25 protein-coding genes are annotated in these 23,518 nt (G+C 59.7%); 14 read left to right on the top strand and 11 right to left on the bottom strand.

What is annotated here, in order from left to right; all coding sequences use genetic code 11:
- Positions 1-215 (top strand): cytochrome c oxidase subunit 3 (locus WLY71_RS13680; protein WP_347803967.1); only part of this gene is annotated, 215 nt, incomplete at its 5' end.
- Positions 216-218: 3 nt separating this feature from the next.
- On the opposite strand, the gene WLY71_RS13675 is transcribed toward WLY71_RS13680, so the two are convergent.
- The gene (locus WLY71_RS13675; RefSeq protein ID WP_008152470.1) at positions 219-422 is read right to left on the bottom strand and encodes a twin transmembrane helix small protein; all 204 of its coding nucleotides are present in this window, start codon (positions 420-422) and stop codon (positions 219-221) included.
- Between the two features lie 70 nt (positions 423-492).
- Between WLY71_RS13675 and WLY71_RS13670 the strand changes: the two genes are divergently transcribed.
- The 5 genes from WLY71_RS13670 to WLY71_RS13650 are packed head-to-tail and all read left to right on the top strand — an operon-like array spanning position 493 to position 4,401.
- Positions 493-1,233: an SURF1 family protein gene (locus tag WLY71_RS13670; RefSeq protein ID WP_347803966.1), complete on the top strand. Its 741-nt coding sequence runs from the start codon at positions 493-495 to the stop codon at positions 1,231-1,233.
- On the top strand, positions 1,199-1,792 hold the full coding sequence (locus tag WLY71_RS13665; RefSeq protein ID WP_347803965.1) for a hypothetical protein: 594 nt from the start codon (positions 1,199-1,201) through the stop codon (positions 1,790-1,792). Before WLY71_RS13670 ends, WLY71_RS13665 begins: the two co-directional genes overlap by 35 nt.
- A 10-nt stretch (positions 1,793-1,802) precedes the next feature.
- A complete protein-coding gene (locus WLY71_RS13660; RefSeq protein ID WP_347803964.1) occupies positions 1,803-2,882 on the top strand; it encodes a COX15/CtaA family protein in 1,080 nt (359 codons plus the stop codon).
- Positions 2,870-3,769 (top strand): heme o synthase, encoded by a 900-nt coding sequence (gene cyoE / locus WLY71_RS13655; RefSeq protein WP_111448123.1) that lies wholly within the window; start codon positions 2,870-2,872, stop codon positions 3,767-3,769. The genes WLY71_RS13660 and cyoE overlap by 13 nt, the downstream gene beginning before the upstream one ends.
- Positions 3,766-4,401: an SCO family protein gene (locus tag WLY71_RS13650; RefSeq protein WP_347803963.1), complete on the top strand. Its 636-nt coding sequence runs from the start codon at positions 3,766-3,768 to the stop codon at positions 4,399-4,401. Before cyoE ends, WLY71_RS13650 begins: the two co-directional genes overlap by 4 nt.
- A gap of 172 nt (positions 4,402-4,573) precedes the next feature.
- Here WLY71_RS13650 and WLY71_RS13645 read toward each other — a convergent pair whose 3' ends face one another.
- The 3 genes from WLY71_RS13645 to WLY71_RS13635 all read right to left on the bottom strand — a co-directional run bounded on the left by WLY71_RS13645 (position 4,574) and on the right by WLY71_RS13635 (position 7,107).
- The gene (locus WLY71_RS13645) at positions 4,574-5,347 is read right to left on the bottom strand and encodes a MetQ/NlpA family ABC transporter substrate-binding protein (protein WP_347803962.1); all 774 of its coding nucleotides are present in this window, start codon (positions 5,345-5,347) and stop codon (positions 4,574-4,576) included.
- 78 nt (positions 5,348-5,425) lie between these two features.
- Entirely contained in the window at positions 5,426-6,100 is a 675-nt protein-coding gene (locus tag WLY71_RS13640; RefSeq protein ID WP_095126765.1) for a methionine ABC transporter permease, read from the bottom strand.
- Positions 6,100-7,107 (bottom strand): methionine ABC transporter ATP-binding protein, encoded by a 1,008-nt coding sequence (locus WLY71_RS13635; RefSeq protein WP_347803961.1) that lies wholly within the window; start codon positions 7,105-7,107, stop codon positions 6,100-6,102. The genes WLY71_RS13640 and WLY71_RS13635 overlap by 1 nt, the downstream gene beginning before the upstream one ends.
- Before the next feature lie 263 nt (positions 7,108-7,370).
- On the opposite strand from WLY71_RS13635, the gene katE reads away from it, so the two are divergent.
- The gene (gene katE, locus WLY71_RS13630; RefSeq protein ID WP_347803960.1) at positions 7,371-9,509 is read left to right on the top strand and encodes a catalase HPII; all 2,139 of its coding nucleotides are present in this window, start codon (positions 7,371-7,373) and stop codon (positions 9,507-9,509) included.
- A 121-nt stretch (positions 9,510-9,630) separates the two neighbouring features.
- Here katE and WLY71_RS13625 read toward each other — a convergent pair whose 3' ends face one another.
- From WLY71_RS13625 to zur, 4 genes are read right to left on the bottom strand one after another with little or no spacing between them, the layout of a single operon-like run.
- Positions 9,631-10,347 (bottom strand): PA5502 family lipoprotein, encoded by a 717-nt coding sequence (locus WLY71_RS13625; RefSeq protein WP_347803959.1) that lies wholly within the window; start codon positions 10,345-10,347, stop codon positions 9,631-9,633.
- A 37-nt stretch (positions 10,348-10,384) separates the two neighbouring features.
- On the bottom strand, positions 10,385-11,173 hold the full coding sequence (gene znuB, locus WLY71_RS13620) for a zinc ABC transporter permease subunit ZnuB (protein ID WP_347803958.1): 789 nt from the start codon (positions 11,171-11,173) through the stop codon (positions 10,385-10,387).
- Positions 11,166-11,951, bottom strand: coding sequence for a zinc ABC transporter ATP-binding protein ZnuC (znuC, locus tag WLY71_RS13615; RefSeq protein ID WP_347803957.1), 786 nt, complete (start codon positions 11,949-11,951; stop codon positions 11,166-11,168). Before znuC ends, znuB begins: the two co-directional genes overlap by 8 nt.
- Positions 11,951-12,433 carry a zinc uptake transcriptional repressor Zur gene (gene zur, locus WLY71_RS13610; RefSeq protein ID WP_074872304.1) on the bottom strand — a complete coding sequence of 161 codons (483 nt, stop codon included), beginning with the start codon at positions 12,431-12,433 and terminating at the stop codon, positions 11,951-11,953. Before zur ends, znuC begins: the two co-directional genes overlap by 1 nt.
- Positions 12,434-12,499: 66 nt before the next feature.
- Here zur and WLY71_RS13605 point away from each other — a divergent pair, with 66 nt between their 5' ends.
- Positions 12,500-13,420 (top strand): zinc ABC transporter substrate-binding protein, encoded by a 921-nt coding sequence (locus WLY71_RS13605; protein ID WP_347803956.1) that lies wholly within the window; start codon positions 12,500-12,502, stop codon positions 13,418-13,420.
- A 108-nt stretch (positions 13,421-13,528) separates the two neighbouring features.
- Here WLY71_RS13605 and WLY71_RS13600 read toward each other — a convergent pair whose 3' ends face one another.
- Both WLY71_RS13600 and WLY71_RS13595 read right to left on the bottom strand, forming a co-directional pair.
- Entirely contained in the window at positions 13,529-14,479 is a 951-nt protein-coding gene (locus tag WLY71_RS13600) for a homoserine kinase (protein WP_347803955.1), read from the bottom strand.
- 58 nt (positions 14,480-14,537) lie between these two features.
- Positions 14,538-14,828 carry a DUF2782 domain-containing protein gene (locus WLY71_RS13595; RefSeq protein WP_347803954.1) on the bottom strand — a complete coding sequence of 97 codons (291 nt, stop codon included), beginning with the start codon at positions 14,826-14,828 and terminating at the stop codon, positions 14,538-14,540.
- 74 nt (positions 14,829-14,902) lie between these two features.
- Between WLY71_RS13595 and polA the strand changes: the two genes are divergently transcribed.
- Entirely contained in the window at positions 14,903-17,674 is a 2,772-nt protein-coding gene (gene polA, locus WLY71_RS13590) for a DNA polymerase I (RefSeq protein ID WP_347803953.1), read from the top strand.
- A gap of 301 nt (positions 17,675-17,975) precedes the next feature.
- On the opposite strand, the gene yihA is transcribed toward polA, so the two are convergent.
- Positions 17,976-18,617, bottom strand: coding sequence for a ribosome biogenesis GTP-binding protein YihA/YsxC (yihA, locus tag WLY71_RS13585; RefSeq protein WP_046044882.1), 642 nt, complete (start codon positions 18,615-18,617; stop codon positions 17,976-17,978).
- 191 nt (positions 18,618-18,808) lie between these two features.
- Here yihA and WLY71_RS13580 point away from each other — a divergent pair, with 191 nt between their 5' ends.
- From WLY71_RS13580 to WLY71_RS13560, 5 genes are all read left to right on the top strand, one after another.
- Entirely contained in the window at positions 18,809-19,099 is a 291-nt protein-coding gene (locus WLY71_RS13580; RefSeq protein ID WP_008156007.1) for a c-type cytochrome, read from the top strand.
- 46 nt (positions 19,100-19,145) lie between these two features.
- On the top strand, positions 19,146-19,757 hold the full coding sequence (locus tag WLY71_RS13575) for a c-type cytochrome (RefSeq protein WP_283182376.1): 612 nt from the start codon (positions 19,146-19,148) through the stop codon (positions 19,755-19,757).
- Between the two features lie 200 nt (positions 19,758-19,957).
- Complete coding sequence (locus tag WLY71_RS13570) at positions 19,958-20,599, top strand: thiol:disulfide interchange protein DsbA/DsbL (RefSeq protein WP_347803952.1); 642 nt, start codon at positions 19,958-19,960, stop codon at positions 20,597-20,599.
- A gap of 14 nt (positions 20,600-20,613) precedes the next feature.
- Positions 20,614-21,492: an endonuclease/exonuclease/phosphatase family protein gene (locus tag WLY71_RS13565; protein WP_347803951.1), complete on the top strand. Its 879-nt coding sequence runs from the start codon at positions 20,614-20,616 to the stop codon at positions 21,490-21,492.
- Complete coding sequence (locus WLY71_RS13560; protein WP_347803950.1) at positions 21,489-23,474, top strand: GGDEF domain-containing protein; 1,986 nt, start codon at positions 21,489-21,491, stop codon at positions 23,472-23,474. Before WLY71_RS13565 ends, WLY71_RS13560 begins: the two co-directional genes overlap by 4 nt.
- Positions 23,475-23,518: the final 44 nt, after the last annotated feature.

Below are 23,518 nucleotides of genomic sequence, written 5' to 3'. Positions count from 1 at the left end.
GTTCGGGCATCTACGGCGCGACCTTCTTCATGCTCACCGGTTTCCCCGGCGCCCACGTGACCATCGGCACCATCATCCTGTTTGTGATGTTGATGCGGGTCATGCGCGGGCACTTCGACGCCGATCATCAGTTCGCGTTTGAAGCGGCGAGTTGGTACTGGCACTTCGTGGACGTGGTGTGGATCGGTCTTTTCGTTTTCGTCTACGTGCTCTGAGGCTTACCAAGGTACATGCGACACCAACTGACCGCTGAAAAAACCCCAGGCAATCAAGCCGACGGTAATGGCGGCCAGCGCGACACGAACACTCAAGGCAATGACGAGGCGGTTCGAGCTGCTGTCGTCCTTGACCAGAAAAAACAGGCCGCTGAACAGGCTGACAACCGTGGCAATCAGCATCAGGACGATGGCTGCTTTGAGCATGGTGAGACTCCGGGGGAAAGGCGATGCACTTGAGTATAGCTATCGCGACTACCGACTTTCTGGCGACGCCATGAAGCGTTTCCGGCCGGGCATCGTACCGACCCTGGTGGTCGCGGTGTTGTTGCCCATGCTGGTGTCACTCGGGTTCTGGCAATTGAGCCGGGGCGCAGAGAAAAGCGCGCTGCTGCAAAGCTACACCGAGCGCCGCGCAGCTGAACCGATGGCCAGCACCGAGCTGCAACACACCGCAGATCCGGCCTTTCGCCGGGTTCACCTGCACGGCCAGTTCGATGCCGCCCACAGCCTGTTGCTGGATAACCGTCAGCGCGACGGCAAGGTTGGCGTCGAACTGCTGCAACCGTTTCAGGATCAGGCGACCGGGCTCTGGCTGCTGGTCAATCGTGGCTGGCTGCCGTGGCCGGACCGACGTACCCCGCCGCAATTCACCACACCGACTCAGGCCTTGAGTCTCGTTGCCTGGGTCTACGTCTCCCCCGGCGCCACCTTCCAATTGCACGCTGATCCGAATACCACGACCTGGCCACAACTGATCACCGCGGTCGAGCCGGTCAAGCTCTGGACGGCGTTGGATCGTGAAGGTTTTGCTTACGAATTACGCGCAGAAAACGGCCCCGCGTCCTACCAGGCCGATTGGCCGGTGGTGGCCATGGGGCCGGAAAAACACCTGGCTTATGCCGTGCAGTGGTTCGCCATGTCGATCGCCCTGTTCGGCCTCTATCTCTATCTCGGCTGGCACAACGCAAAGGAGAAACACCATGGGAGCGGCCATGAATCCACCCAGCATGTCTGAGGCGAAAACGCCGGCGAGTCGGCGTAAAGGTCGCTTGCAGTTACTACTGATCCTGCTTGGGGTGATCGGTCCGATGATCCTCGCCACCGGCATGTACAAATTGCAGTTCTGGGTGCCGGAAGGTCGCAGCTATCACGGCGAACTGATCGGCAACGGCCAGACCCGCGCCGACCTCGGCGTGCAGGCGCAGGAGGATCGTTGGCAGATACTGGTGACCGCGCCCAAGGATTGCTCGGTGGACTGCCAGCAACTGGTGTACCTGGCGCGGCAGATCCAGATCGGCCTCGGCCGTGATGCCGGGCGCGCCAGTCATGCCTTGGCCGCGGCACAACCGCTGAGCAGTGAATACGACGCCAAGCTGACGCGCGAGTATCCTCAATTGCAGCGCTATCCACTGAGCCTGACCGACTTCCATAAAACTGCCGGCGACAAGGCTGTGCCGCAGCTGTGGATCATCGATCCGCATGGCAATCTGGTGCTGCGCTACGACCCGACGGTGAAGGGTAAGGACTTGCTCAATGACCTGCGTCATCTGCTGAAACTGTCGAACATCGGATAAGGGCATCGTCATGGCCAAACCTGGATTTCGCCTCGCGCTGTTTGCCACCTTGCTGGCACTGATTGTGGTGTTGCTCGGCGCCTACACCCGCCTGACCCACGCCGGCCTCGGCTGCCCGGACTGGCCGGGTTGCTATGGCTTTATCAGCGTGCCGAAAAGCGAAGTTCAATTGGCCCATGCCGAACTGCATTTTCCCGACGCTCCCGTCGAAGCCCATAAGGGCTGGAACGAGATGGTTCACCGCTACTTCGCCGGCACGCTGGGGCTGCTGATCTCGGTATTGGCCGGCCGCGCCTGGGTTCATCGTCGTCACCCAGGGCAGCCGGTGAAGTTGCCGTTGTTTTTGCTGGCAGTGGTGATTGCCCAAGCGGCATTCGGCATGTGGACGGTGACGCTCAAGCTCTGGCCGCAAGTGGTCACCGGGCATTTACTCGGTGGTTTTGCGACGTTGAGCCTGCTGTTTTTGCTGACGTTGCGATTGTCCGGCGTGTTGCCGGCGCTGACCGTGCCACGGCGTTTGCAGTACTGGGCGACCGCCGGGTTGCTGCTGGTGATCCTGCAAATTGCCTTGGGTGGATGGGTCAGTTCCAACTACGCGGCGGTGGCCTGTATCGACTTCCCGACCTGTCACGGTCAGTGGCTGCCGCCCGCGGACTTCGCAAACGGCTTTCACCTGACTCAACACATCGGCCCCAATTACCTCGGCGGGCAACTGGACAGCGATGCCCGCACGGCGATTCATCTGACTCACCGCATTGGCGCTTTGCTGGTGACCCTGGTGTTGCTGGGGCTGGCCTGGCAACTGAAGGTGGTCGGCATGACGCGCCTGGCCGGGCTGGTGCTGATCGCACTCGCCGCGCAAATCACCCTCGGCATCAGCAATGTGCTGTTTCACCTGCCACTGCCAGTCGCCGTCGCGCATAACGCGGGCGGCGCGGCGCTATTGCTGACGGTGGTGCTGGTCAATTATCACGCGCGAACCAGTCTGGTTCGGGTCAAGCAGCAACCCCCTGCGCGCTGGCGGTTCAGCCCGCGTAAACACTCAGCCGGGCCCATAACAATAAAAGGAGAGATGCCATGGCGACTCTGATCGGCGCACGTCACAGTCAGGCGATCTGGCGTGACTACCTGGAGCTGACCAAGCCGAAAGTGGTGGTGCTGATGCTCATCACCTCGCTGGTCGGCATGTTCCTCGCGACCCGCGCCGGGGTGCCGTGGACGGTGCTGGTGTTCGGCAATCTGGGGATCGCCTTGTGTGCCGGTGGTGCGGCGGCGGTGAATCATGTGGTGGACCGACGTATCGATGCGGTCATGGCCCGCACGCACAAACGTCCCCTGGCCGAAGGCCGGGTGTCGCCGGCGGCCGCGCTGACGTTTGCCTTGGTATTGGCGGTGCTTGGGCAAGCCGTACTGCTGGCCTTCACCAATCCGCTGACGGCCTGGCTGACCCTGGCCTCGCTGCTCGGCTATGCGGTGGTCTACACCGGTTTCCTGAAACGCGCGACGCCGCAAAACATCGTCATCGGCGGACTTGCCGGCGCCGCCCCGCCGCTGCTCGGCTGGACCGCCGCCACCGGCCACGTCAGCGCCGAACCACTGTTGCTGGTGCTGATCATCTTCGCCTGGACCCCGCCGCACTTCTGGGCCCTGGCCATTCACCGCAAAGAGGAATACGCCAAGGCCGACATCCCGATGCTGCCGGTGACCCATGGCGAGCACTACACCAAGGTCCACATCCTGCTTTATACCTTCGTGCTGCTGGCCGTGAGCTTGATGCCGTACGTGATCCACATGAGCGGTGTGCTCTACCTGATTTGCGCGCTGGGACTGGGCGCGAGGTTTCTGCAATGGGCCGTGGTGCTGTACCGTGGCACTCGGCCGCACGCGGCGATCAACACGTTCAAGTACTCTATTTACTACTTGTTCCTGCTGTTTATCGCGCTGCTCGTAGACCACTACTTACTGTTGAACCTATGACTCGAACCCAGAAAACCGTCTTCATCCTCGTTGCCCTGATCGCGCTGGTCCTGGGCCTGACCATCAACAAAGTGCTGACCGGCAAAGGCCAGGGCGACCCGACGGCTCTGATCGATGCAGGGATCATTCTGCTGCCGCAAAGCCGCAACCTGCCGAGCGTGACAATGACCGACCAGGACGGCAAACCGGTGGCGGTCAACGAGCTGAAAGACAAATGGTCGCTGCTGTTCTTCGGCTACACCTTCTGCCCGGACATCTGCCCGACCACCCTCGCCCAGCTGCGTCAGATCAAGAGCGAACTGCCGCCAGAGGCTGTGGATAAGTTGCAGATCATTCTGGTCAGCGTCGACCCGAATCGCGACACACCCCAGCAGCTCAAGCAGTACCTGGGCTACTTCGATCCTCAGTTCAAAGGGCTGACGGCTTCGTCGGTGGAAGACATCCAGAAACTGGCCAACGCGGTGAGTATTCCATTCATTCCGGCGGACACCAGCAAGCCGAATTACACCGTTGACCACAGCGGCAACCTGGCGGTGATCGGGCCGGACGGGACGCAACGTGGGTTCATTCGGGCGCCGTTGAACAACGTGAAATTGGTGGCACAGTTGCCGGTGATGCTCAAGCGTCTGTAAACGACGCAGAACCTGTGGGAGCGGGCTTGCCCGCGAAAGGGCCAGTCCATTCAACATCCATAGTGACTGACACACCGCTTTCGCGGGCAAGCCCGCTCCCACAGGGTCCGTATTCCAGGCATAAAAAAACGGGGACGCAATCAATGCGTCCCCGTTTTTTATTGCTGTCGGATCAGAACGCCGGCAATACCGCGCCTTTGTACTTCTCGAGGATGAAGGCTTTCACTTCCGGGCTGTGCAGGGCAGCAATCAGCTTCTTCATCGCTTCACTGTCCTTGTCGTCTGGACGGGCAACGAGGATGTTCACGTAAGGCGAGTCGTTGCCTTCGATGACCAGCGCGTCCTTGGACGGATCAAGCTTGGCTTCCAGCGCGTAGTTGGTGTTGATCAGTGCCAGGTCGACCTGGGTCAGCACGCGCGGGATGGTCGCGGCTTCCAACTCACGGAATTTCAGGTCCTTGGAGTTCTCGGTGATGTCCTTGACGGTCGCGAGGATGTTGTTCGAGTCCTTCAACTTGATCAGGCCAGCCTTCGCCAGCAGCAACAGCGCACGGCCGCCGTTGGTGGCGTCGTTCGGGATCACCACGTTGGCGCCGCCTGGCAGCTCGGTCAGTGCTTTGTATTTGCTGGAGTAAGCGCCCAGTGGCTCAAGGTGCACACCGGCAACGGCCACCAGGTTGGTGCCCTTGGCCTTGTTGAATTCATCGAGGTACGGCTGGTGCTGGAAGAAGTTGGCGTCCAGCCGTTTTTCGGCCACCTGCACGTTCGGCTGGATGTAGTCGGTGAAGACTTTGACCTTCAGGTCCACGCCTTCTTTGGCCAGGGCCGGTTTCACGAATTCGAGGATTTCTGCGTGCGGGACCGGGGTGGCTGCGACGGTCAGGGTGTCGGCAGCGTGAGCGGAAAAGGCTGCAACGGCAGCGAACGCGACGAGTAGTTTTTTCATTCAGCTAACTCCTTGTGCGGCGCCTGAATTCGGCGCCTGCCAGCGAATGGCCGGCTCATTTGTCATTTACGGGACTCTTTATTTCCTGGAGAAGTGGACAACCAACTTGTCGCCAACGGTTTGCAGAACCTGAACGATCACCAGCAGCAACATCACCGTCACTACCATCACATCAGGCTGGAAACGCTGGTAACCGAAACGGATCGCCAGGTCGCCCAAACCACCCGCGCCGACCACACCCGCCATCGCCGTGTAGGACACCAGTGTAATGGCTGTCACCGTAATCGCGGCGAAGATGCCCGGGCGGGCTTCCGGCAGCAAGGCATTGGTGATTATCTGCCGCGTCGTCGCGCCCATGGCCTGGGTTGCCTCGATGATGCCGCGATCCACTTCACGCAGGGCGGTTTCCACCAGCCGCGCGAAGAATGGCGTAGCGCCCACCACCAGCGGTGGAATCGCACCGGCGACACCGAGGGACGTACCGGTGATCAACACCGTGAACGGAATCATCACAATCAGCAGAATGATGAACGGCAGCGAACGCAGGATGTTCACCATCAGCGACAGCATCGCGTAGACGCCTTTGGCTTCCAGCAACTGACGCGGGCTGCAGAGGAACAACAGCACGCCCAGGGGCAGGCCGAGCAAAACGGTGAACAACAGCGAACCGAAGAGCATCAGAAAGGTATCGCCGGTGGCCAGCCAGATTTCGAACCAGTCGATATTGACGAAGAAACTTGCCAGGACTTCCATCAGCGCAGCACCTCCATGTGGACGTCAGCTGCGGTGAAGTGGGCGAACGCCGCTTCCATGTCGCCACCGGTAACGGCCAGGGTCAACTGCCCGTAGGGCACGTCTTTGATGCGGTCGATACGACCGGCCAGGATGCTGTAGTCCACACCCGTTTCACGAGCGACAGTGCCCAGTAGCGGTGCGTAGGTCGCTTCGCCCTGGAAGGTCAGACGCACGATGCGACCTGGAACGTGGGCGAAGTCGTCGCGCTGCTCGCTTTCGTCGATCTGCTCGTCTTCTTGCACGAACCGCTTGGTGGTCGGGTGCTTCGGATGCAGGAACACCTCGGCTACCGAACCTTGCTCGACGATCACGCCAGCGTCCATCACCGCGACCTGGTCGCAGACCCGGCGGATCACGTCCATCTCGTGGGTAATCAACACGATGGTCAGCTTCAGTTCGCGATTGATCTCGGCCAGCAATTGCAGGACCGACGCCGTGGTCTGCGGGTCCAGTGCGCTGGTGGCTTCGTCGCACAGCAGGATTTTCGGCTTGGTTGCCAGGGCGCGGGCGATGCCGACGCGCTGCTTCTGGCCACCGGACAACTGCGCCGGGTACTTTTTGGCGTGGTCGGACAGGCCGACCCGCTTCAGCAATTCGGCCACACGCCGGTCAATCTCACTGCGGGACAGCTCACCGGCCAGGGTCAGTGGCAGCGCGACGTTGTCGGCCACGGTCTTGGACGCCAGCAAGTTGAAGTGCTGGAAAATCATCCCGACCTGCTGCCGGAAGCGCCGCAGACTGTTGGCGTCGAGCGCGGTGACTTCTTCGCCGTCGACGATGATCTTGCCGCCACTGGAGTTTTCCAGGCGATTGATCAGACGCAGCAAAGTACTTTTTCCCGCGCCGGAATGGCCGATCAGACCGAAGACCTGACCGTTCTCAATCGTCAGACTGGTCGGATGCAGGGCGGGAATATCCTTACCGGCGACGCGGTAGGTTTTGTGGACGTTTTGAAACTCGATCACGTAGCGAACCTTGTGGGGCGCGTTGGAAAAGGATCAGCGGTTAGCCGGGCGCGCATTTTAGCCTGTCCGTATAGAGGTTATTAGCATTTATTCCGCATTCAACCTTCCATTTGGCAATAACGCGATCAAAGGTTAGAAAAAAGGAACGGCGCAAAACGTCATCAGTCACTAATTAGGCAACTCGAAAACGCCCCCGGTCCGTGCCTGGGGTATTGCTCAACAGTCCTGGCTACGGCGGGAATCGCAACGAGGAGTTTTGTCTGATGAGTACTAAAAAACCTGCCGCAACCAAAAGCGCACTGGCCGGGACCGATACCCCGGACCGCGGTAACACCAATGCCAAGCTCGACAGCCTGGAGCAATTTCGCTCCGACGCCACTGAACAGGCCCTGCGCACCAACCAGGGCGTGAAAGTCGCGGACAACCAGAACACGTTGAAGGCCGGCGCCCGCGGGCCATCGTTGCTGGAAGATTTCATCATGCGTGAAAAGATCACGCACTTTGACCATGAACGCATTCCCGAGCGCATCGTCCACGCCCGCGGCACCGGTGCTCACGGCTACTTCCAGAGCTATGAAACCCATTCCGTGCTGACCAAGGCCGGGTTCCTACAAGACCCAAGCCAAAAAACCCCGGTCTTCGTCCGCTTCTCCACGGTGCAGGGCCCTCGCGGGTCGGGCGATACCGTGCGGGACGTACGAGGTTTCGCGGTGAAGTTTTTCACCGACGAAGGCAACTTCGACCTGGTGGGCAACAACATGCCGGTGTTTTTCATTCAGGATGCGATCAAGTTTCCTGACTTCGTGCATGCGGTGAAACCCGAGCCGCACAATGAGATACCCACCGGTGGCTCAGCTCACGATACCTTTTGGGATTTTGTCTCTCTGGTACCGGAGTCGGCGCACATGGTGATCTGGACCATGTCCGACCGGGCGATCCCGAAAAGCCTACGCAGCATGCAAGGCTTCGGCGTGCATACCTTCCGCCTGATCAACGCCGAAGGTAAATCGCGCTTCGTCAAATTCCACTGGCGCCCCACGGCCGGGACCTGTTCGCTGGTGTGGGATGAAGCGCAGAAACTCGCCGGTAAAGACACCGACTACCACCGTCGCGATCTCTGGGAGTCGATCGAGATGGGCGACTACCCGGAATGGGAACTGGGCGTACAGATTATCGAGGAGGAAAACGAACATAAATTCGACTTCGACATCCTCGACCCGACCAAGCTGATCCCGGAAGAACTGGTGCCCATCACCCCGCTAGGCAAAATGACCCTCAACCGTAACCCCGACAACTTTTTCGCCGAAACCGAGCAGGTTGCCTTCTGCCCAGGGCATATCGTGCCGGGGATCGACTTTTCCAACGATCCATTGCTGCAGGGTCGATTGTTTTCCTACACCGATACGCAAATCAGCCGACTCGGTGGGCCGAACTTTCACGAGATCCCGATCAACCGTCCGGTGGCACCGTTCCACAATGGTCAACGGGATGCGTTGCATCGCTCCACCATCGACAAGGGCCGCGCGTCCTACGAGCCGAACTCCATTGATAGCGGTTGGCCCAAAGAAACACCGCCGGCAGCCCAGGATGGCGGCTTCGAAAGTTATCCAGAGCGCATTGACGCCAACAAGATCCGTCAGCGCAGCGAATCATTCAGCGACCACTTCTCCCAGGCGCGGCTGTTTTTCCACAGCATGAGCAAGCACGAGCAGGAGCACATCATCTCGGCTTACAGCTTCGAGTTGGGCAAGGTTGAGCGGGAGTTCATCCGCGCGCGTCAGGTGAATGAGATTCTGGCCAACATCGATCTGGAACTGGCTAAACGCGTGGCGCAGAACCTGGGGTTGCCAGCGCCCAAAGCCGGGACGGTCGAAGTACGCAAAACCTCACTGGATCACTCGCCGGCCCTGAGTCAGGCCAACTTGCTGCCGGCGGATATCAAAACCCGCAAAGTGGCAATCCTGGCAGCCAATGGCGTCGATGGTGCAGCGATTGATGCCATGAAGAAAGCGCTGAAGGCAGAAGGTGCGCACGCCAAACTGCTCGGCCCGACTTCTGCTCCTGTGACCACCGCCGATGGCAAGGCGTTGCCGGTCGATGCGTCGATGGAAGGCTTGCCTTCGGTGGCGTTCGATGCGGTGTTTGTACCCGGTGGCGCGGCGTCGATCAAGGCGTTGAGCACTGACGGTGTGGCGCTGCATTACGTGCTGGAGGCGTACAAGCACTTGAAGGCGATTGCGCTGCAGGGCGAGGCCAAACAGTTGCTGGATGTGTTGAAGCTCGAGGCTGACGCGGGGTTGATCGTGGGCACGGATGCGAAGTTGATCAAACCGTTTTTTGCCGCGATCGGGCAGCATCGGGTGTGGGACAGGGAGCCTAAAGCCAAGGCGATTCCGGCTTAAGGTTTTGTATCGGTAGTCAGGACGCCATCGCAGGCAAGCCCGCTCCCACAGGGTATGTGGTTGATCACAGACTTTTGATCACCGCCGATCCATTGTGGGAGCGAGCCTGCTCGCGAAGCTTTTAGGGTTTACGCGGGCTCAGAACCATCTGCGCAGGAACGTTGCGCAGAATCTGCTTCTCCAGATTCAGATCAAAATCCGAATCGAGTTTCTTCACGCGTTTGGTCAGCAACGTGGTCAACCATGGGAAGTCCTGGGTGCGTGGCGCCTGAATACTCACATCACACTGGTAATTCACCACATCGGCGGCGATCGCATCCAGTTGACGACGAAGTTTCGTCATATCAGTCAGGTTCAACGCAACTGTGGTGCTTTCAGCCGTTGGATCAATGACCTTGGCCTGTGGCTTGGCTTCGGCAGCCATGAGCGCAGCTTCGGCTCTATCCAGTTCGGCTTTGCGGGCATCGACGATGGCGTTGTTGAGCCCACCGGTCAGCGCCGGAGCCTTGGGCATCAACGACCGAGCGCGGCTCAGCGCAGTGGCAGCGGCATTCACATCGCCTTTTTGCAGCACGATCTGGCTGCGGCGCAGATAGGCTTCGGCCAGTTGCCGCTGGTATTGCTCAAGGGATTGATCGTTGGGCGACTCAGCCTGCAAGGTAGCCAGTTGATCTTCGGCAGTCGCCAGTTCGCTGCTGGCTAGGCTTTGTTGCAGCTGCGCGATGGCCGTGGCCCGTGCACCGGTAGCCTCGGTGGCCGCCGGTGGCGTGCTTTGACAAGCGCCCAGTAGCAGCGAAAATGCGACAAGGAGCAGATAACGGGAGGCGAACGGCTTCATTCCTGCGACTCTCTATTTGCGCAAAAAACGAGCAAGTCTACACCCCTCGACGGGGCAGGACAAAACTCAGCAGAAACAGTGCGGCGGCCGTCACAACAATCGATGGGCCCGCCGGGGTGTCCTTGAACCACGACAGCGCCAGCCCGCCACAGACCGCGAGCATACCCAGCAGGCTCGCGCCCAGTGCCATCTGCTCCGGTGACCGGGCGTGACGTTGTGCCGCAGCCGCCGGGATGATCAGCAAGGACGTAATCAGCAACACACCGACGATTTTCATCGCCACCGCGATCACCACAGCGATCAGCAACATCAGGGTCAAGCGCAACGCCGCCACCGGCAGACCTTCAACCCTGGCCAGTTCTTCATGCACCGTGATTGCCAGCAATGGCCGCCACAACGTCACCAGCAAAGCCAGAACGACCGCGCTGCCACCGAGTATCCAGGCCAGATCGGTCGGGCTGATCGCCAGCAAGTCGCCGAACAGATAAGCCATCAGGTCGATCCGCACTTCGTGCATGAAGCTTAGTACGACCAGGCCCAAAGAGAGCGTGCTCGGTGCGAGAATTCCCAAAAGCGTGTCGGACGCCAGCGGTTGGCGCTGTTGCAAGGTCACCAGCAACACCGCCAACAGCAGGCAGCCTACGGTGACCGCAACGGTCGGGCTGACATCCAGCAGAAAACCCAGCGCCACGCCGAGCAGCGCGGCATGGGAAAGGGTGTCGCCGAAATAGGCCATGCGCCGCCAGACCACGAACGAACCCAACGGGCCCGCGACCAACGCCAGGGCCAGGCCTGCAAGCAGGGCGTAGAGCAGAAAATCAGCCATGCTTGCAGTTATCTCCGTGAACGTGGGTAGGGGCCGACGGGGCCGCGCTGACCACCGAGCCATGCAAGTCATGGGCGTGGTCGTGATGGTGGTGATAAATCGCCAGGCTTTGTGCGTTCTTTCCGAACAGCTCGACGAAAGCCGGATCACCGCTGACCTGCTCGGGATGCCCGGAGCAGCAGACGTGACGGTTGAGGCAGACCACCTGGTCGGTGGTGCTCATCACCAGGTGCAGATCGTGGGACACCATCAACACGCCGCAGCCGTGGCGGTCGCGCAATCGTGTGATCAGGCTGTAGAGCTCGGCCTGACCGGCCACGTCAACGCCTTGCACAGGTTCGTCGAGCACCAGCAGTTCCGGCTCGCGCAGCAATGCCCGGGCCAGCAGCACCCGCTGCATTTCGCCACCGGAAACACTTTGCACCGGGCTGTCGATCACCTGTTCGGCGCCGACTTCCTTGAGTGCCGCCAAGGCCATGGCGCGGTCCACGCCCGGCACCAGACGCAAGAAGCGCAGCACCGACAGCGGCAGCGTCGGATCGACGTGAAGTTTTTGCGGCATGTAACCGACCCGCAGTTTCGGCTTGCGCCACACGCTGCCGCTGTCCGGTTTCAACAGACCGAGTACAGCGCGCACCAGCGTGGTCTTGCCGGCGCCGTTAGGGCCGATCAGGGTGACGATCTGTCCGGGCTCGACGCTCAGCTCGATGTTATCCAGTACGTTTTGCCCGGCAAAGGTGACAGCAACCTGCTCGAGGCGGATCAGCGCATTGCTCATCAAACCCCCTGGCAACCCGAGCAGAGGCCGACCACTTCAACGGTCTGGCCCTCGACGACAAATCCGACATCCTTGGCGCTACTGATGATCGCGTCACTGATGGATTTCTGTTCGAGCTCGATGGCGGCGTGGCATTCGCGGCAAATCAGGAACTGGCCCTGGTGGGCGTGTCCCGGGTGATTGCAGCCGACGAAGGCGTTCAGCGAGGAGATGCGGTGTACGAGGCCGTTTTCCAGCAGGAAGTCCAGCGCACGGTACACGGTCGGCGGCGCAGCACGGCGGCCGTCCTGCTCGCTGAGTACCGCGAGAATGTCGTAGGCACCCAACGGTTTATGGCTTTGCCAGACCAGTTCCAGCACCCGCCGGCGCAAGGCGGTCAGGCGCAGGCCTTGACGTGCGCACAGAACATCGGCCTCAGACAATGCGCTATGGACGCAATGAGAGTGGTCGTGGGGACGGCTGGCAATCGGAGTTTTAGGCATGAGCGGCGACGAGTTTTGTGAGAGACGTTATTATGTTACCCGTTCTCGCCTCTTCGAGTGGTCATCGTGTCCCGACTTTTTTCTATCTTTGTCGCATTTGTCGCCAGTTTTCTGCTGATGGGTTCAGCTCACGCCGAAGTCAAAGTTCTCACCAGTATCAAGCCTCTACAGCTGATCGCCGCGGCGGTGCAGGACGGCGTGGCGATTCCGGAAGTCTTGCTGCCGCCTGGTGCCTCGCCTCATAACTATGCCTTGCGCCCATCCGACGTACGGAAGGTGCAATCAGTGGATCTGGTTTACTGGATCGGTCCGAGCATGGAAGGTTTCCTGCCCCGCGTGCTGAATGGTCGTACGCTACCCAGTGTCGCCGTGCAGGATTTGCCGGGCCTGAAACTGCGACATTTCGCCAAAGATAGCCACTCCCACGCTGAAGAAGCCGACGAACATGATCACGATCACCGTCCAGGCAGTCTGGACGCGCACTTGTGGCTTTCGCCGGTCAACGCCCGTGTCATCGCCACAAAAATGGTTGCTGACTTGAGTGCAGCCGATCCGGCCAATGCCGCGCGTTATCAGAGCAACCTCAAGGCGTTCGATGAGCGTCTGGATGCAATGGATCTTCGCTTGAAGGCGCGCCTGGCCGGCATCGCGGGCAAACCGTACTTCGTATTCCACGAGGCCTTCGACTACTTTGAAGACGCCTACGGTCTCAAGCACGCCGGCGTATTCAGCGTCGCCGCCGAGGTCCAACCCGGCGCCCAGCACGTCGCGGCGATGCGCACTCGATTACAGGAAGTCGGCAAAACTTGCGTGTTCAGCGAACCGCCTCTGCGTCCGCGCCTGGCGGAAACCCTGGTGGCGGGTCTGCCGGTGAAGCTGGCGGAACTGGATGCGCTGGGCGGGTACACGCCGGCGACCGCTCAGGGGTATGAGCAGGTGCTGGAGAAGTTGGGGAATGATTTGGCGGGGTGTCTGGAGTCGTTGTAACCCCATAAAAAAGATCGTCCGAACGCGGCCCGAACCTTCGGCAGCTCCTACAAAGATCAGTGTAGGTGCTGCCGAAGGTTCGGGCCGCGTTCGGACGATCTTTTGACTTTAAAGCGCGAAAGGCAAATGAGTACTGACGTGCTGGCGCTGCGCCAAACGCTGCTGAAACTCCATCGGATCGTGAATCAGCACGTCCTGCCCGGCAAACGACTCGGCGGCGATCAACCGCGACAACCAGAACCGCACACACGCTACCCGCAGCGTGGTCGGCCACAACTCCGCCTCGGCCGCCGTGAACGGTCGCAGCGCTGCATAAGCGCCAAGCAACGCCCTCGCCCGTGGCCCGTCGATCAACCCGCTCTCGTCCGAACACCAGTCGTTCAAGGCGATCGCCACGTCGTAGAGCATCGGCCCCGAACACGCGTTATAGAAGTCGATCAACCCGGTCAGGTGCGTGCCTTCGAACATCGCGTTATCGCGGAACAGATCGGCGTGGATATTGGCTCGCGGCAGCGCCAGAATTTTCGTCTTCTGCTGTGTGATTTCGTCCAGCGCCCGTTGCAGCAGATCGCTTTGCTCGGCATTGAGATGCGACAGCAACTGCGTGCCCTCTTCCAGCATCCAGTCCAGGCCGCGATCGGTCTTGCGCTTGATCATGTTGGCCTGGGTCGCCAGATGCAGATGGCCGAGCAACTCGCCCACCTGAGCGCAATGCTGCGCATTGGCTTCCTTGATGTGCTTGCCGGCCAGACGTGGCTGCAACAGCGCAGGTTTGCCGGCCAGTTCGCGCAAGGCGACGCCGTCGGTGGTGCGCAAGGCATAAGGCACGGGCAGGTCGGCGTCATGCAGCACGTCGAGCAGTTCTATGAAGAACGGCATCTCCTGAACCGGACCACGCTCAACCAGGGTCAGGACAAATTCGCCCTGCTCCAGGCTGATGAAGAAATTGGTGTTTTCGCTACCAGCGGCAATCCCCTGGAAATCAAGCAGGCGGCCGAGCCCGTAAGGGGCGAGAAAGGTTTCCAGCTCGGGCCGAGCCAGCGGGGTGAACACAGACATGTTTGAACTGCCAGTACGGGCGCCGCTGCTTGAGCCAGCGCCGATTGAAATTAAGAAACTACTTCCACTCAAAGATCTTCCACGACGGAATCAGCATATCCGGCTGATCCGAGCGGATGAAGTTTGCATCTGTCCCGTCCGCGCGCACCAGAAAATACGGCGGTGCACCCTTCGGTGTGACCTTGATCGCATACAGGAAACCGTTTTGACGGTACTCCTGGATGGTTTTATCCCCTTCCGTGCGGATAGTGACTTCCGGCTCCGGTGTCGGCGCATCGTCCGCCGCCATGACGGCCACCGGAACGGATGCAAACAACCCAGCCAGCAACAGGCGATTTAGTGTGCGCATGATAACCTTGTCCCTTTGTCGTCAACGGTCCCGCTATTCTAGCGCCGGACCCGCCGAAAAGGTTGATCCTGCTCATGAGCCAAGCCCCCCTCGTCCTGGTGGACGGTTCTTCTTACCTGTACCGCGCCTTTCACGCCCTCCCACCGCTGACCACGTCCAAAGGCCTGCCGACCGGTGCGGTCAAGGGCGTATTGAACATGCTCAAGAGTCTGCGCAAGCAGTACCCGGACAGTCCGTTCGCCGTGGTGTTCGACGCCAAGGGTGGGACATTTCGCGATGACATGTACGCCGAATACAAGGCCAACCGTCCGAGCATGCCCGACGACATGCGTGTCCAGATCGAGCCGCTGCACCAAAGCGTGATCGCCCTGGGTTTTCCACTGTTGTGCGTCGAAGGCGTCGAAGCCGATGACGTGATCGGCACCCTGGCCCGCAGCAGCGCGGCGGCCGACCGCCCGGTGGTGATCTCCACCGGCGACAAGGACATGGCGCAGCTGGTCGATGGCCACATTACCTTGGTCAATACCATGACCGGTAGCGCGCTGGACGTGGAGGGCGTGAAGGAGAAATTCGGCGTCGCTCCCGAGCAGATCATCGATTACCTGGCACTCATGGGCGATTCTTCCGACAACATTCCGGGCGTTCCGGGCATTGGCCCGAAGACCGCTTCCGGCCTGTTGGTCGGCGTGAACGGCGGCCTGACCGAGCTCTATGCGCAGCTCGACATCGTCCCGACCCTGCCGATTCGTGGTGCGAAAACCCTGCCGGCCAAGCTCGAAGAACACAAGGAGATGGCGTTCCTCTCCTATCAACTGGCGACCATCAAGATCGACGTGCCGCTGGATATCGGCCTCGACGACCTGCAAATGGGCAAGCCCGATCACGACAAGCTCGCCGAGCTCTACACCTTGCTGGAATTCAAGAGCTGGTTCGAAGAGAACCAGCGCGACGCCAAGCGTTCCGGTCAGGAAGTCGCCGCTCCGGTGGCTGAAGAAGCGGCCGTCGATACCGAACTCAAGTACACAACGATCCTCACCCAGGCTGATTTCGACCTGTGGCTGAAGAAGCTCAACGACGCCAAGCTGATCGCCTTCGATACCGAAACCACTGGCATCGATGCTCAACAGGCGCAACTGGTGGGCCTGTCTTTCGCTGTACAAGCCAACGAAGCGGCCTACATCCCGCTGACCCATTCCTACATGGGCGTACCGGACCAGCTCGATCGCGACACCGTGCTGCGCGCGCTGAAGCCGATCCTGGAAGATCCGAACAAACTCAAGGTCGGCCAGCACGCCAAATTCGACATGAATATCCTGGCCAACTGTGCCATCGGTGGCGATCAGAGTTGCGGCATCACCGTCCAAGGCATCGCCTTCGACACGATGCTCGAATCCTACGTGCTGGACTCCACCGCGACCCGCCACGACATGAACAGCCTGGCGCTCAAGTACCTGAATCACACCACCACCAGTTTTCAGGACATCGCCGGCAAGGGTGCCAAGCAGCTGACGTTTGACCAGATATCTCTGGAGCTGGCGGGGCCTTACGCTGCCGAAGACGCCGACGTGACGTTGCGCCTGCATCAAACCCTGCTGGAAAAACTCAACGCCATCCCGAGCCTGAGCAAGGTTCTGAGCGAAATCGAAATGCCGTTGGTGCCGGTGCTGGCACGGATCGAACGCCAAGGCGCGCTGGTCGACGCCAACCTGCTGGGCATTCAGAGCGTTGAGCTGGGCGAGAAAATGGTCGCCCTCGAGCGTGAGGCGTTCGCCATTGCCGGGGAAGAATTCAACCTCGGCTCGCCGAAGCAATTGGGCGTGATCCTGTACGAAAAACTCGGCCTGCCAATCCTCAGCAAAACCGCCAAGGGCCAGGCGTCCACCGCCGAAGCCGTGCTGGCGGAACTGGCTGAACAGGATTTCCCGCTACCCAAAGTGCTGATGCAGTACCGCTCGATGAGCAAGCTGAAAAGCACCTACACCGATCGCCTGCCAGAGCAGATCAACCCGCGCACCGGACGGATTCACACCTCTTACCACCAAGCCGTAGCGGCAACCGGACGTTTGTCGTCCAGCGATCCAAACCTGCAGAACATTCCGATTCGCACCGCCGAAGGGCGTCGGATTCGTCAGGCGTTCGTCGCACCAAAAGGCTACAAGCTGCTGGCAGCGGACTATTCGCAAATCGAACTGCGAATCATGGCTCACCTGGCCAAGGACGAAGGTTTGCTGCACGCGTTCCGCAATGACCTGGACGTGCACAAAGCCACCGCAGCGGAAGTCTTCGGGGTTGAACTGGCAGACGTCACCACCGACCAACGGCGCAGCGCCAAGGCGATCAACTTCGGTTTGATCTACGGAATGAGCGCGTTTGGCCTGGCCAAGCAGATTGGTGTTGATCGCAAGCAATCCCAGGCCTACATCGACCGTTACTTCGCCCGTTACCCAGGCGTGCTCGAGTACATGGAGCGCACCCGCGCCCAGGCCGCCGAACAAGGTTTCGTTGAAACCATCTTCGGTCGTCGCCTGTACCTGCCGGAAATCAACGCGAAAAACCCGGCCCTGCGCAAGGGTGCCGAACGCACAGCGATCAACGCCCCGATGCAAGGCACCGCGGCGGACATCATCAAGAAAGCCATGATTGCCGTGGATAGCTGGCTGACAGCATCAGGCCTGGACGCCAAAGTCATCCTGCAGGTGCACGATGAATTGGTTCTGGAAGTGCGGGAAGATTTGGTCAACCAAGTCCGTGATGAAATTCGCGTGCACATGAGCGACGCAGCGAAGCTTGATGTGCCGCTGTTGGTAGAGGTTGGTGTAGGAAATAACTGGGATGAGGCTCACTGAACCGTCTGAAAAGGCGTTTTCCGCTGCGGCATAGTGCCGCGGCAGAAAGACCGAAGAGCTCTTAGTTCGGAAAATTCGATGACCTATTCCAAAGGCTTTTTAAAAAATTCTGAACTAATCTCCTGAATCGCCACTCAGAGTTACTGAATGGGTGGTGAAGCCCTTCGATGCTCCTAATGTTGTGTTAAGTGTTGGCAGATATCTGGACCCCGCCCTAGCGGTCCGGAACTTGAACCCCGGAACTTCCCCCTCCCCATAAGAAGTCCGGGGTTTTTTTTGCCCGCAGTTTTTGTAAATGAGCTTACTCCGCGAGCTCGGCGCCCTTGTCCGCCAGTTCCATCCAACCCGCCAGTACAGTGTAGGCGTCTTCCAGGCCCATGCGTTTTGGCGCCGAGAACAACTGGATGCTGATCGCATCTCCCCAACCCTTGCGGATGTCTGCCTGAACCTTGAGCAGGACGTTTTTCGCCGCGCCGTAGGTCAGCTTGTCGGCTTTGGTCAGCAAAATGTGCATTGGCATGCCGCTGGCGACAGCCCAGTCGAGCATCAGCAGGTCGAAGTCGGTCATTGGATGACGGATGTCCATCATCAAAATCAGCCCCTTCAAACTCTCACGACCTCCCAGATAGGCTTCCAGGTGACGCTGCCAGTGCAGCTTCAACGGGATAGGCACTTTCGCGTAACCGTACCCCGGCAGGTCGACCAGACGACGATCATCGTCTAGCTTGAAGAAGTTCAAGAGCTGTGTGCGACCCGGAGTTTTCGAGGTCCGCGCAAGGCTGGCGTGCGTCAAGGTGTTCAGCGCACTGGACTTGCCGGCGTTGGAACGCCCGGCGAAGGCTACTTCAAAGCCTTCGTCGTCGGGACATTGATCGACTTTGGCAGCGCTGAGCATGAAGGTGGACTGTTGGCACAGGCCGAGGATGGGGTTCTTGAGTTGCATGGGATTTCCGATGTGGGCGGCGCCGGGAATGGACGCGGCGAGCAGTGTCGTTTCCGTTTCAGTGACGCCAGTATATAATGCCGCAGATTTTGTGTGCGCTTTGTCCCAGCGTAGGATGAAGTTCACGAGAGCGATTGACCTTGATTGCGCACTAGAACGCAGAACGCTCTCAACCCTGAAAAGGTCGTTTTATGACGAAATGGCTGCTAGCTGCCGGTGTCTTGATGCCGCTTTACAGCGCTCAGGCTACACAGGATCCGGAAGCTGTGTACAACCGTGTTTGTGGTGCCTGTCATTCCGGCCAACTACCCATGGCGCCCAAAAAGGGCGATCAGGAAGCTTGGACGCCGAGGTTGGCGAAAGGTATGGAGACGCTGGTGCAACACGTGACCCAGGGTTTCAAGGCGATGCCGCCGCGTGGTTTGTGCATGGACTGCAGTGCCGAGGATTACCAAGCAATCATCCAGTGGATGAGCGAGTGATCCCGGTCCATAACTCTTTAACCCTTAGCCGTAGTTGGATTAGCTGATGAACAAATTGATCGTGAGTCTGCTGTTGACCGTGGGGATCTCCGGCATTGCCCATGCTGCAGGTGATGCGACTGCTGGTCAGGCGAAAGCCGCAGTATGTGGCGCCTGTCATGGCCCGGATGGCAACAGTATGGCGCCTAACTTTCCGAAACTGGCAGGTCAGGGCGAGCGTTATCTGAACAAGCAGCTACACGACATCAAGTCCGGTAAACGCACGGTACTGGAAATGACCGGCCTGCTGACCAACCTGAGCGATCAGGACCTGGCCGATATCTCCGCCTACTTCGCCAGTCAGAAAGGTAGCGTTGGCGCCGCCGACCCGAAAGTCGTTTCTCGCGGTGAAGCACTGTTCCGCGGCGGCGATCTGGCCAAGGGCCTGCCAGCCTGCACCGGTTGCCACTCGCCGAATGGTACAGGCAACGCAGCTGCCGGCTTCCCGCACCTGGGCGGCCAACACGCTCAATACATCGCCAAGCAACTGACCGACTTCCGCAAGGAAGAGGCCGGCCGCACCAACGATGGCGACACCAAGCCGATGCAGAGCATCTCCAAAAAGCTGAGCGACGAAGATATCGCAGCGGTGTCCAGCTACATTCAAGGCCTGCACTAAGTCCGGCGAATCGGGCGTTGCGCGAGGTGTACATCTCCTGCAACGTTAACGCTCGATTAATCCGTCGATGCAAGCATAAAAAGGGTGGCTTTGGCCGCCCTTTTTTGTGGCCGCTGCCGTTACACTACAGAACTCAAGCCCGCCAGGACCTGTCTGAAAACAGGTCGCGCGAGGCGACCAAAATTGTCCAGGAGTAAAGCATGCGTAATCTGATCATCAGCGCCGCACTCGTCGCTGCCAGCCTGTTCGGCATGACCGCCCAAGCTGCTGAAGCACCCGCAGCACCTTATGTCGAACTGACCAATCCCGTCCCGGTAGCTGTGCCTGGCAAGATCGAAGTGGTGGAGCTGTTCTGGTACGGCTGCCCGCACTGCTACGCTTTCGAACCCGTGATCAATCCATGGGTTGAGAAACTGCCTTCCGACGTGAACTTCGTCCGCATTCCGGCCATGTTCGGCGGCCCGTGGAACGCACACGGCCAGATGTTCCTGACCCTTGAAGCCATGGGCGTCGAAAACAAGGTTCACGCTGCGGTGTTCAACGCGATTCAGAAAGAACACAAGAAGCTAGTCGACAAGAATGAAATGGCTGATTTCCTGGCCACTCAGGGCGTAGACAAGGACAAGTTCCTGGCCACCTTCGACTCCTTCGCCATCAAGGGCCAGATCGTCAAGGCCACTGACCTGGCCAAAAAGTATGAAATCTCCGGCGTTCCGACCATGGTCGTCAACGGCAAGTATCGCTTCGACGTGGGCTCTGCCGGTGGCGCCGAGCAAGCATTGCAACTGGCCGACAAGCTGATCGAAAAAGAGCGAGCGGCTAACAAGGCTGCTGCCAACTAAGCGCGGCGACTGCCATGCGCCGCTGGGGCACTGAACGCGTCGTTGGCCTGCATGATCCGCGGGTCAACGAACATCATCTGGAATCGACGGGCCTGCCCGCAGACAGTCGTCTGCGTCTGCTCAGTTTCAATATCCAGGTCGGCATCAGTACCGAGCGCTATCGGCATTACCTGACCCGAGGCTGGCAGCATCTGTTGCCGCACACCGGGCGTGCCGACAATCTGCAAAAGATCGGCAATCTGCTGGGCGACTTCGATCTGGTCGCCTTGCAGGAAGCCGATGGCGGCAGCTTGCGATCAGGCTACGTCAACCAGGTCGAACACCTGGCCCAGCTCGGCGCATTCCCCTACTGGTATCAACAACTCAATCGCAATCTCGGACGCCTCGGCCAGCACAGCAATGGTGTGCTCAGCCGCCTGCGCCCGTGGGCGATTGAAGATCATCCGCTACCGGGGCCCAAGGGTCGCGGAGCTATTCTGGTGCGCTTTGGCGAAGGTCCTGAGGCGCTGGTGGTGGTCATGATGCACCTGGCGCTGGGCGCTCGCGCCCGCAGCATGCAACTGGCTTACATCCGCGAGCTGATTGGCGGCTATAAACACCAAGTGCTGATGGGCGACATGAATACCCATGCCAGTGACTTGCTGCAAAACTCCCCGTTGCGTGACCTCGGCCTGCTCGCGCCGCAACTGGAAGCGACGTTCCCTAGCTGGCGCCCGCAGCGCTGTCTGGACCATATTCTGCTGAGCCCCACCCTGACCCTTGAAAAGGTCGAGGTGCTGGCACACCCCATTTCCGATCACTTGCCGGTCGCGGTAGAGATTCGTCTGCCGGGTTCGCTCACGGCCGATGCATTGCCCGCGTTGAGTCCTGCCCCTCGCGGATCCCATGAATGAGCGACGAAGCACAGCGCTGGAAAGAGAAATACCTCAAAAGTATCGAACAACAGGAAAAGCTCGAACGTCGATGGGACGCCCGACTCGACCTGTTGCGTCGTGGCCTGGTGCGCAGCACGCTGGCAGCCGAGGGCACCGACCGCGTCGTTGACCAATGCATGAAGGAAATGCGTGAGGTCGTGCGCACCGACGACATGGACGCCGGCCTGGCCGCCCTGCTTCCGCGGCTGGAAAAAGCCGTGCTCGACTCCGAACAACGCCGGGAAACCCGGGTTAACCAGACCAGCGCTGCATTGACCGCGCTGGTCTCGCAGCTGCAAACATTACCGCTGCCCCGCGAAGTAAGCCGGCCGCTGAAAAACTTCGCCAAGCATCTGGATGCAAGAGTCGGGCAGGCGCGCGAAATTCCGCTGCTGCTCAGCGAACTGAGCGGTCTGCAAGGCAAAGCCCTGACTCAGCTTGAAAACCCGGCAGAACCCGGCCGCCCTGGTTTGCTGCAGCGACTGTTTGGTAGCCGTGAAGCGGATGAAGCGGCATCACAGATTGCCTCCGGCACCTTCCCGACGCCCGCTACTGCATCCGAGCCACCGATGATCGAGGCTCCGCCCGCAGCAGCGCCTTCTCCTGCAGTTGTAGCGTTTGTCCCGCCGGTGCTTGAGCCGGAGCGAGCACGCGCCCAGACTCCAGAGACGCAACCGCAACCGCAACCGCAACCGCAACCGCAACCGGACATAGAACATCCAGAAGAACCCGCTCCATCAATCATCGAGCCGGAAATACAGGCTCAACCAGCTATTAATCCCGACGAACTGACCCCGCTGGTCTATCTCGACAGCCTGCCGTTGCCCCCGGCCTTGGCCGAGGTGTTGGCCGCCGTAGACACTGAACAATCCGAGCCGGATGTTCTCTACGCCCTGCCGGACTCACCCGAGCCGTCCTACAGCTCGGTGGCCAAGCATATCGAAGACACGCTACTGGGCCTGCTCGACGACCTGACGCTGCCCGAGCGTCATCGTCCTCAAGCCGAAGCGATGCGTGATCGCCTGCAAAACGGTTTGAATTGGTACGAACTGCTGCCAATCCTCGACGATCTGGCAACCTTGATGCTGGCAATCACCGACAGTGGCCAGCATGAATTCGAAACCTACTTGCAACAGCTAAACGAACGCCTCGAGTCGTTCCAAAGCAACTTGCAAGCCGCCAGCGAAGGCCATGCCGACAACCGTTCCGCCGCACGCGAGATGGACACGCAGATCCGCGAGCAAGTCGACGGCTTGCAGAGCAGCATGCAGGAAGCCGCCGACCTGGACGATCTCAAGCACGTTCTGGAAAACCATCTGGAAGGGCTGCTCGGCACCATGGACCAGCACCAGAAGCAGCGTGACGAGCGTGAGCAGGAAGTTGCAGCCCGCCTTCATGGTCTGGCCGAGCGCGTTGCGCACATGGAGCAGGAAGCCCTGGGCTACCGCGAGCATCTTGAAGAGCAGCGTCAGAAAGCCTTGATCGACCCACTGACTGGCCTGCCTAACCGGGCAGCCTGGAGCGAACGGCTGGATCACGAAATCAACCAATGGCAGCAACACGGCAACACCCTGTTGCTGGCAATGCTCGACCTCGACCATTTCAAACGCATTAACGATAACTATGGTCACCTGGCGGGCGACAAAGTACTGAAAATCATCGCCAGCGTGCTACGCAAGCGCCTGCGCGGGACGGATTTCATTGCCCGGTTCGGCGGTGAGGAGTTTGTCCTGTTGATGCCAGACACAGTGCCAACTGTTGGTGCGAAACTGCTGGAAAAGCTACGCGCCTCGATCGAAGCCTGTCCTTTCCACTTCAAGGGTGAGCCGGTAACCATCACCATTTCCATGGGTCTAACTGCATTCAAGCCCGGCGAACATAGCGATCTGGTCCTTAAAAGAGCCGATCAGGCCCTATATCGCGCGAAACATGCCGGCCGTAACCAAGTGGCACTGGGCTGACGGTCAATTGTTCCATTTTATTTAAAACTTCGCGTTGGCCGTCT

This window comes from Pseudomonas rossensis, from assembly GCF_039888995.1.
In the GTDB taxonomy this organism is placed as follows: Bacteria; Pseudomonadota; Gammaproteobacteria; order Pseudomonadales; family Pseudomonadaceae; genus Aquipseudomonas; species Aquipseudomonas rossensis.
Note: the sequence above shows the minus strand (reverse complement) of the source record. Positions and strands in the feature narration are given on the sequence as shown.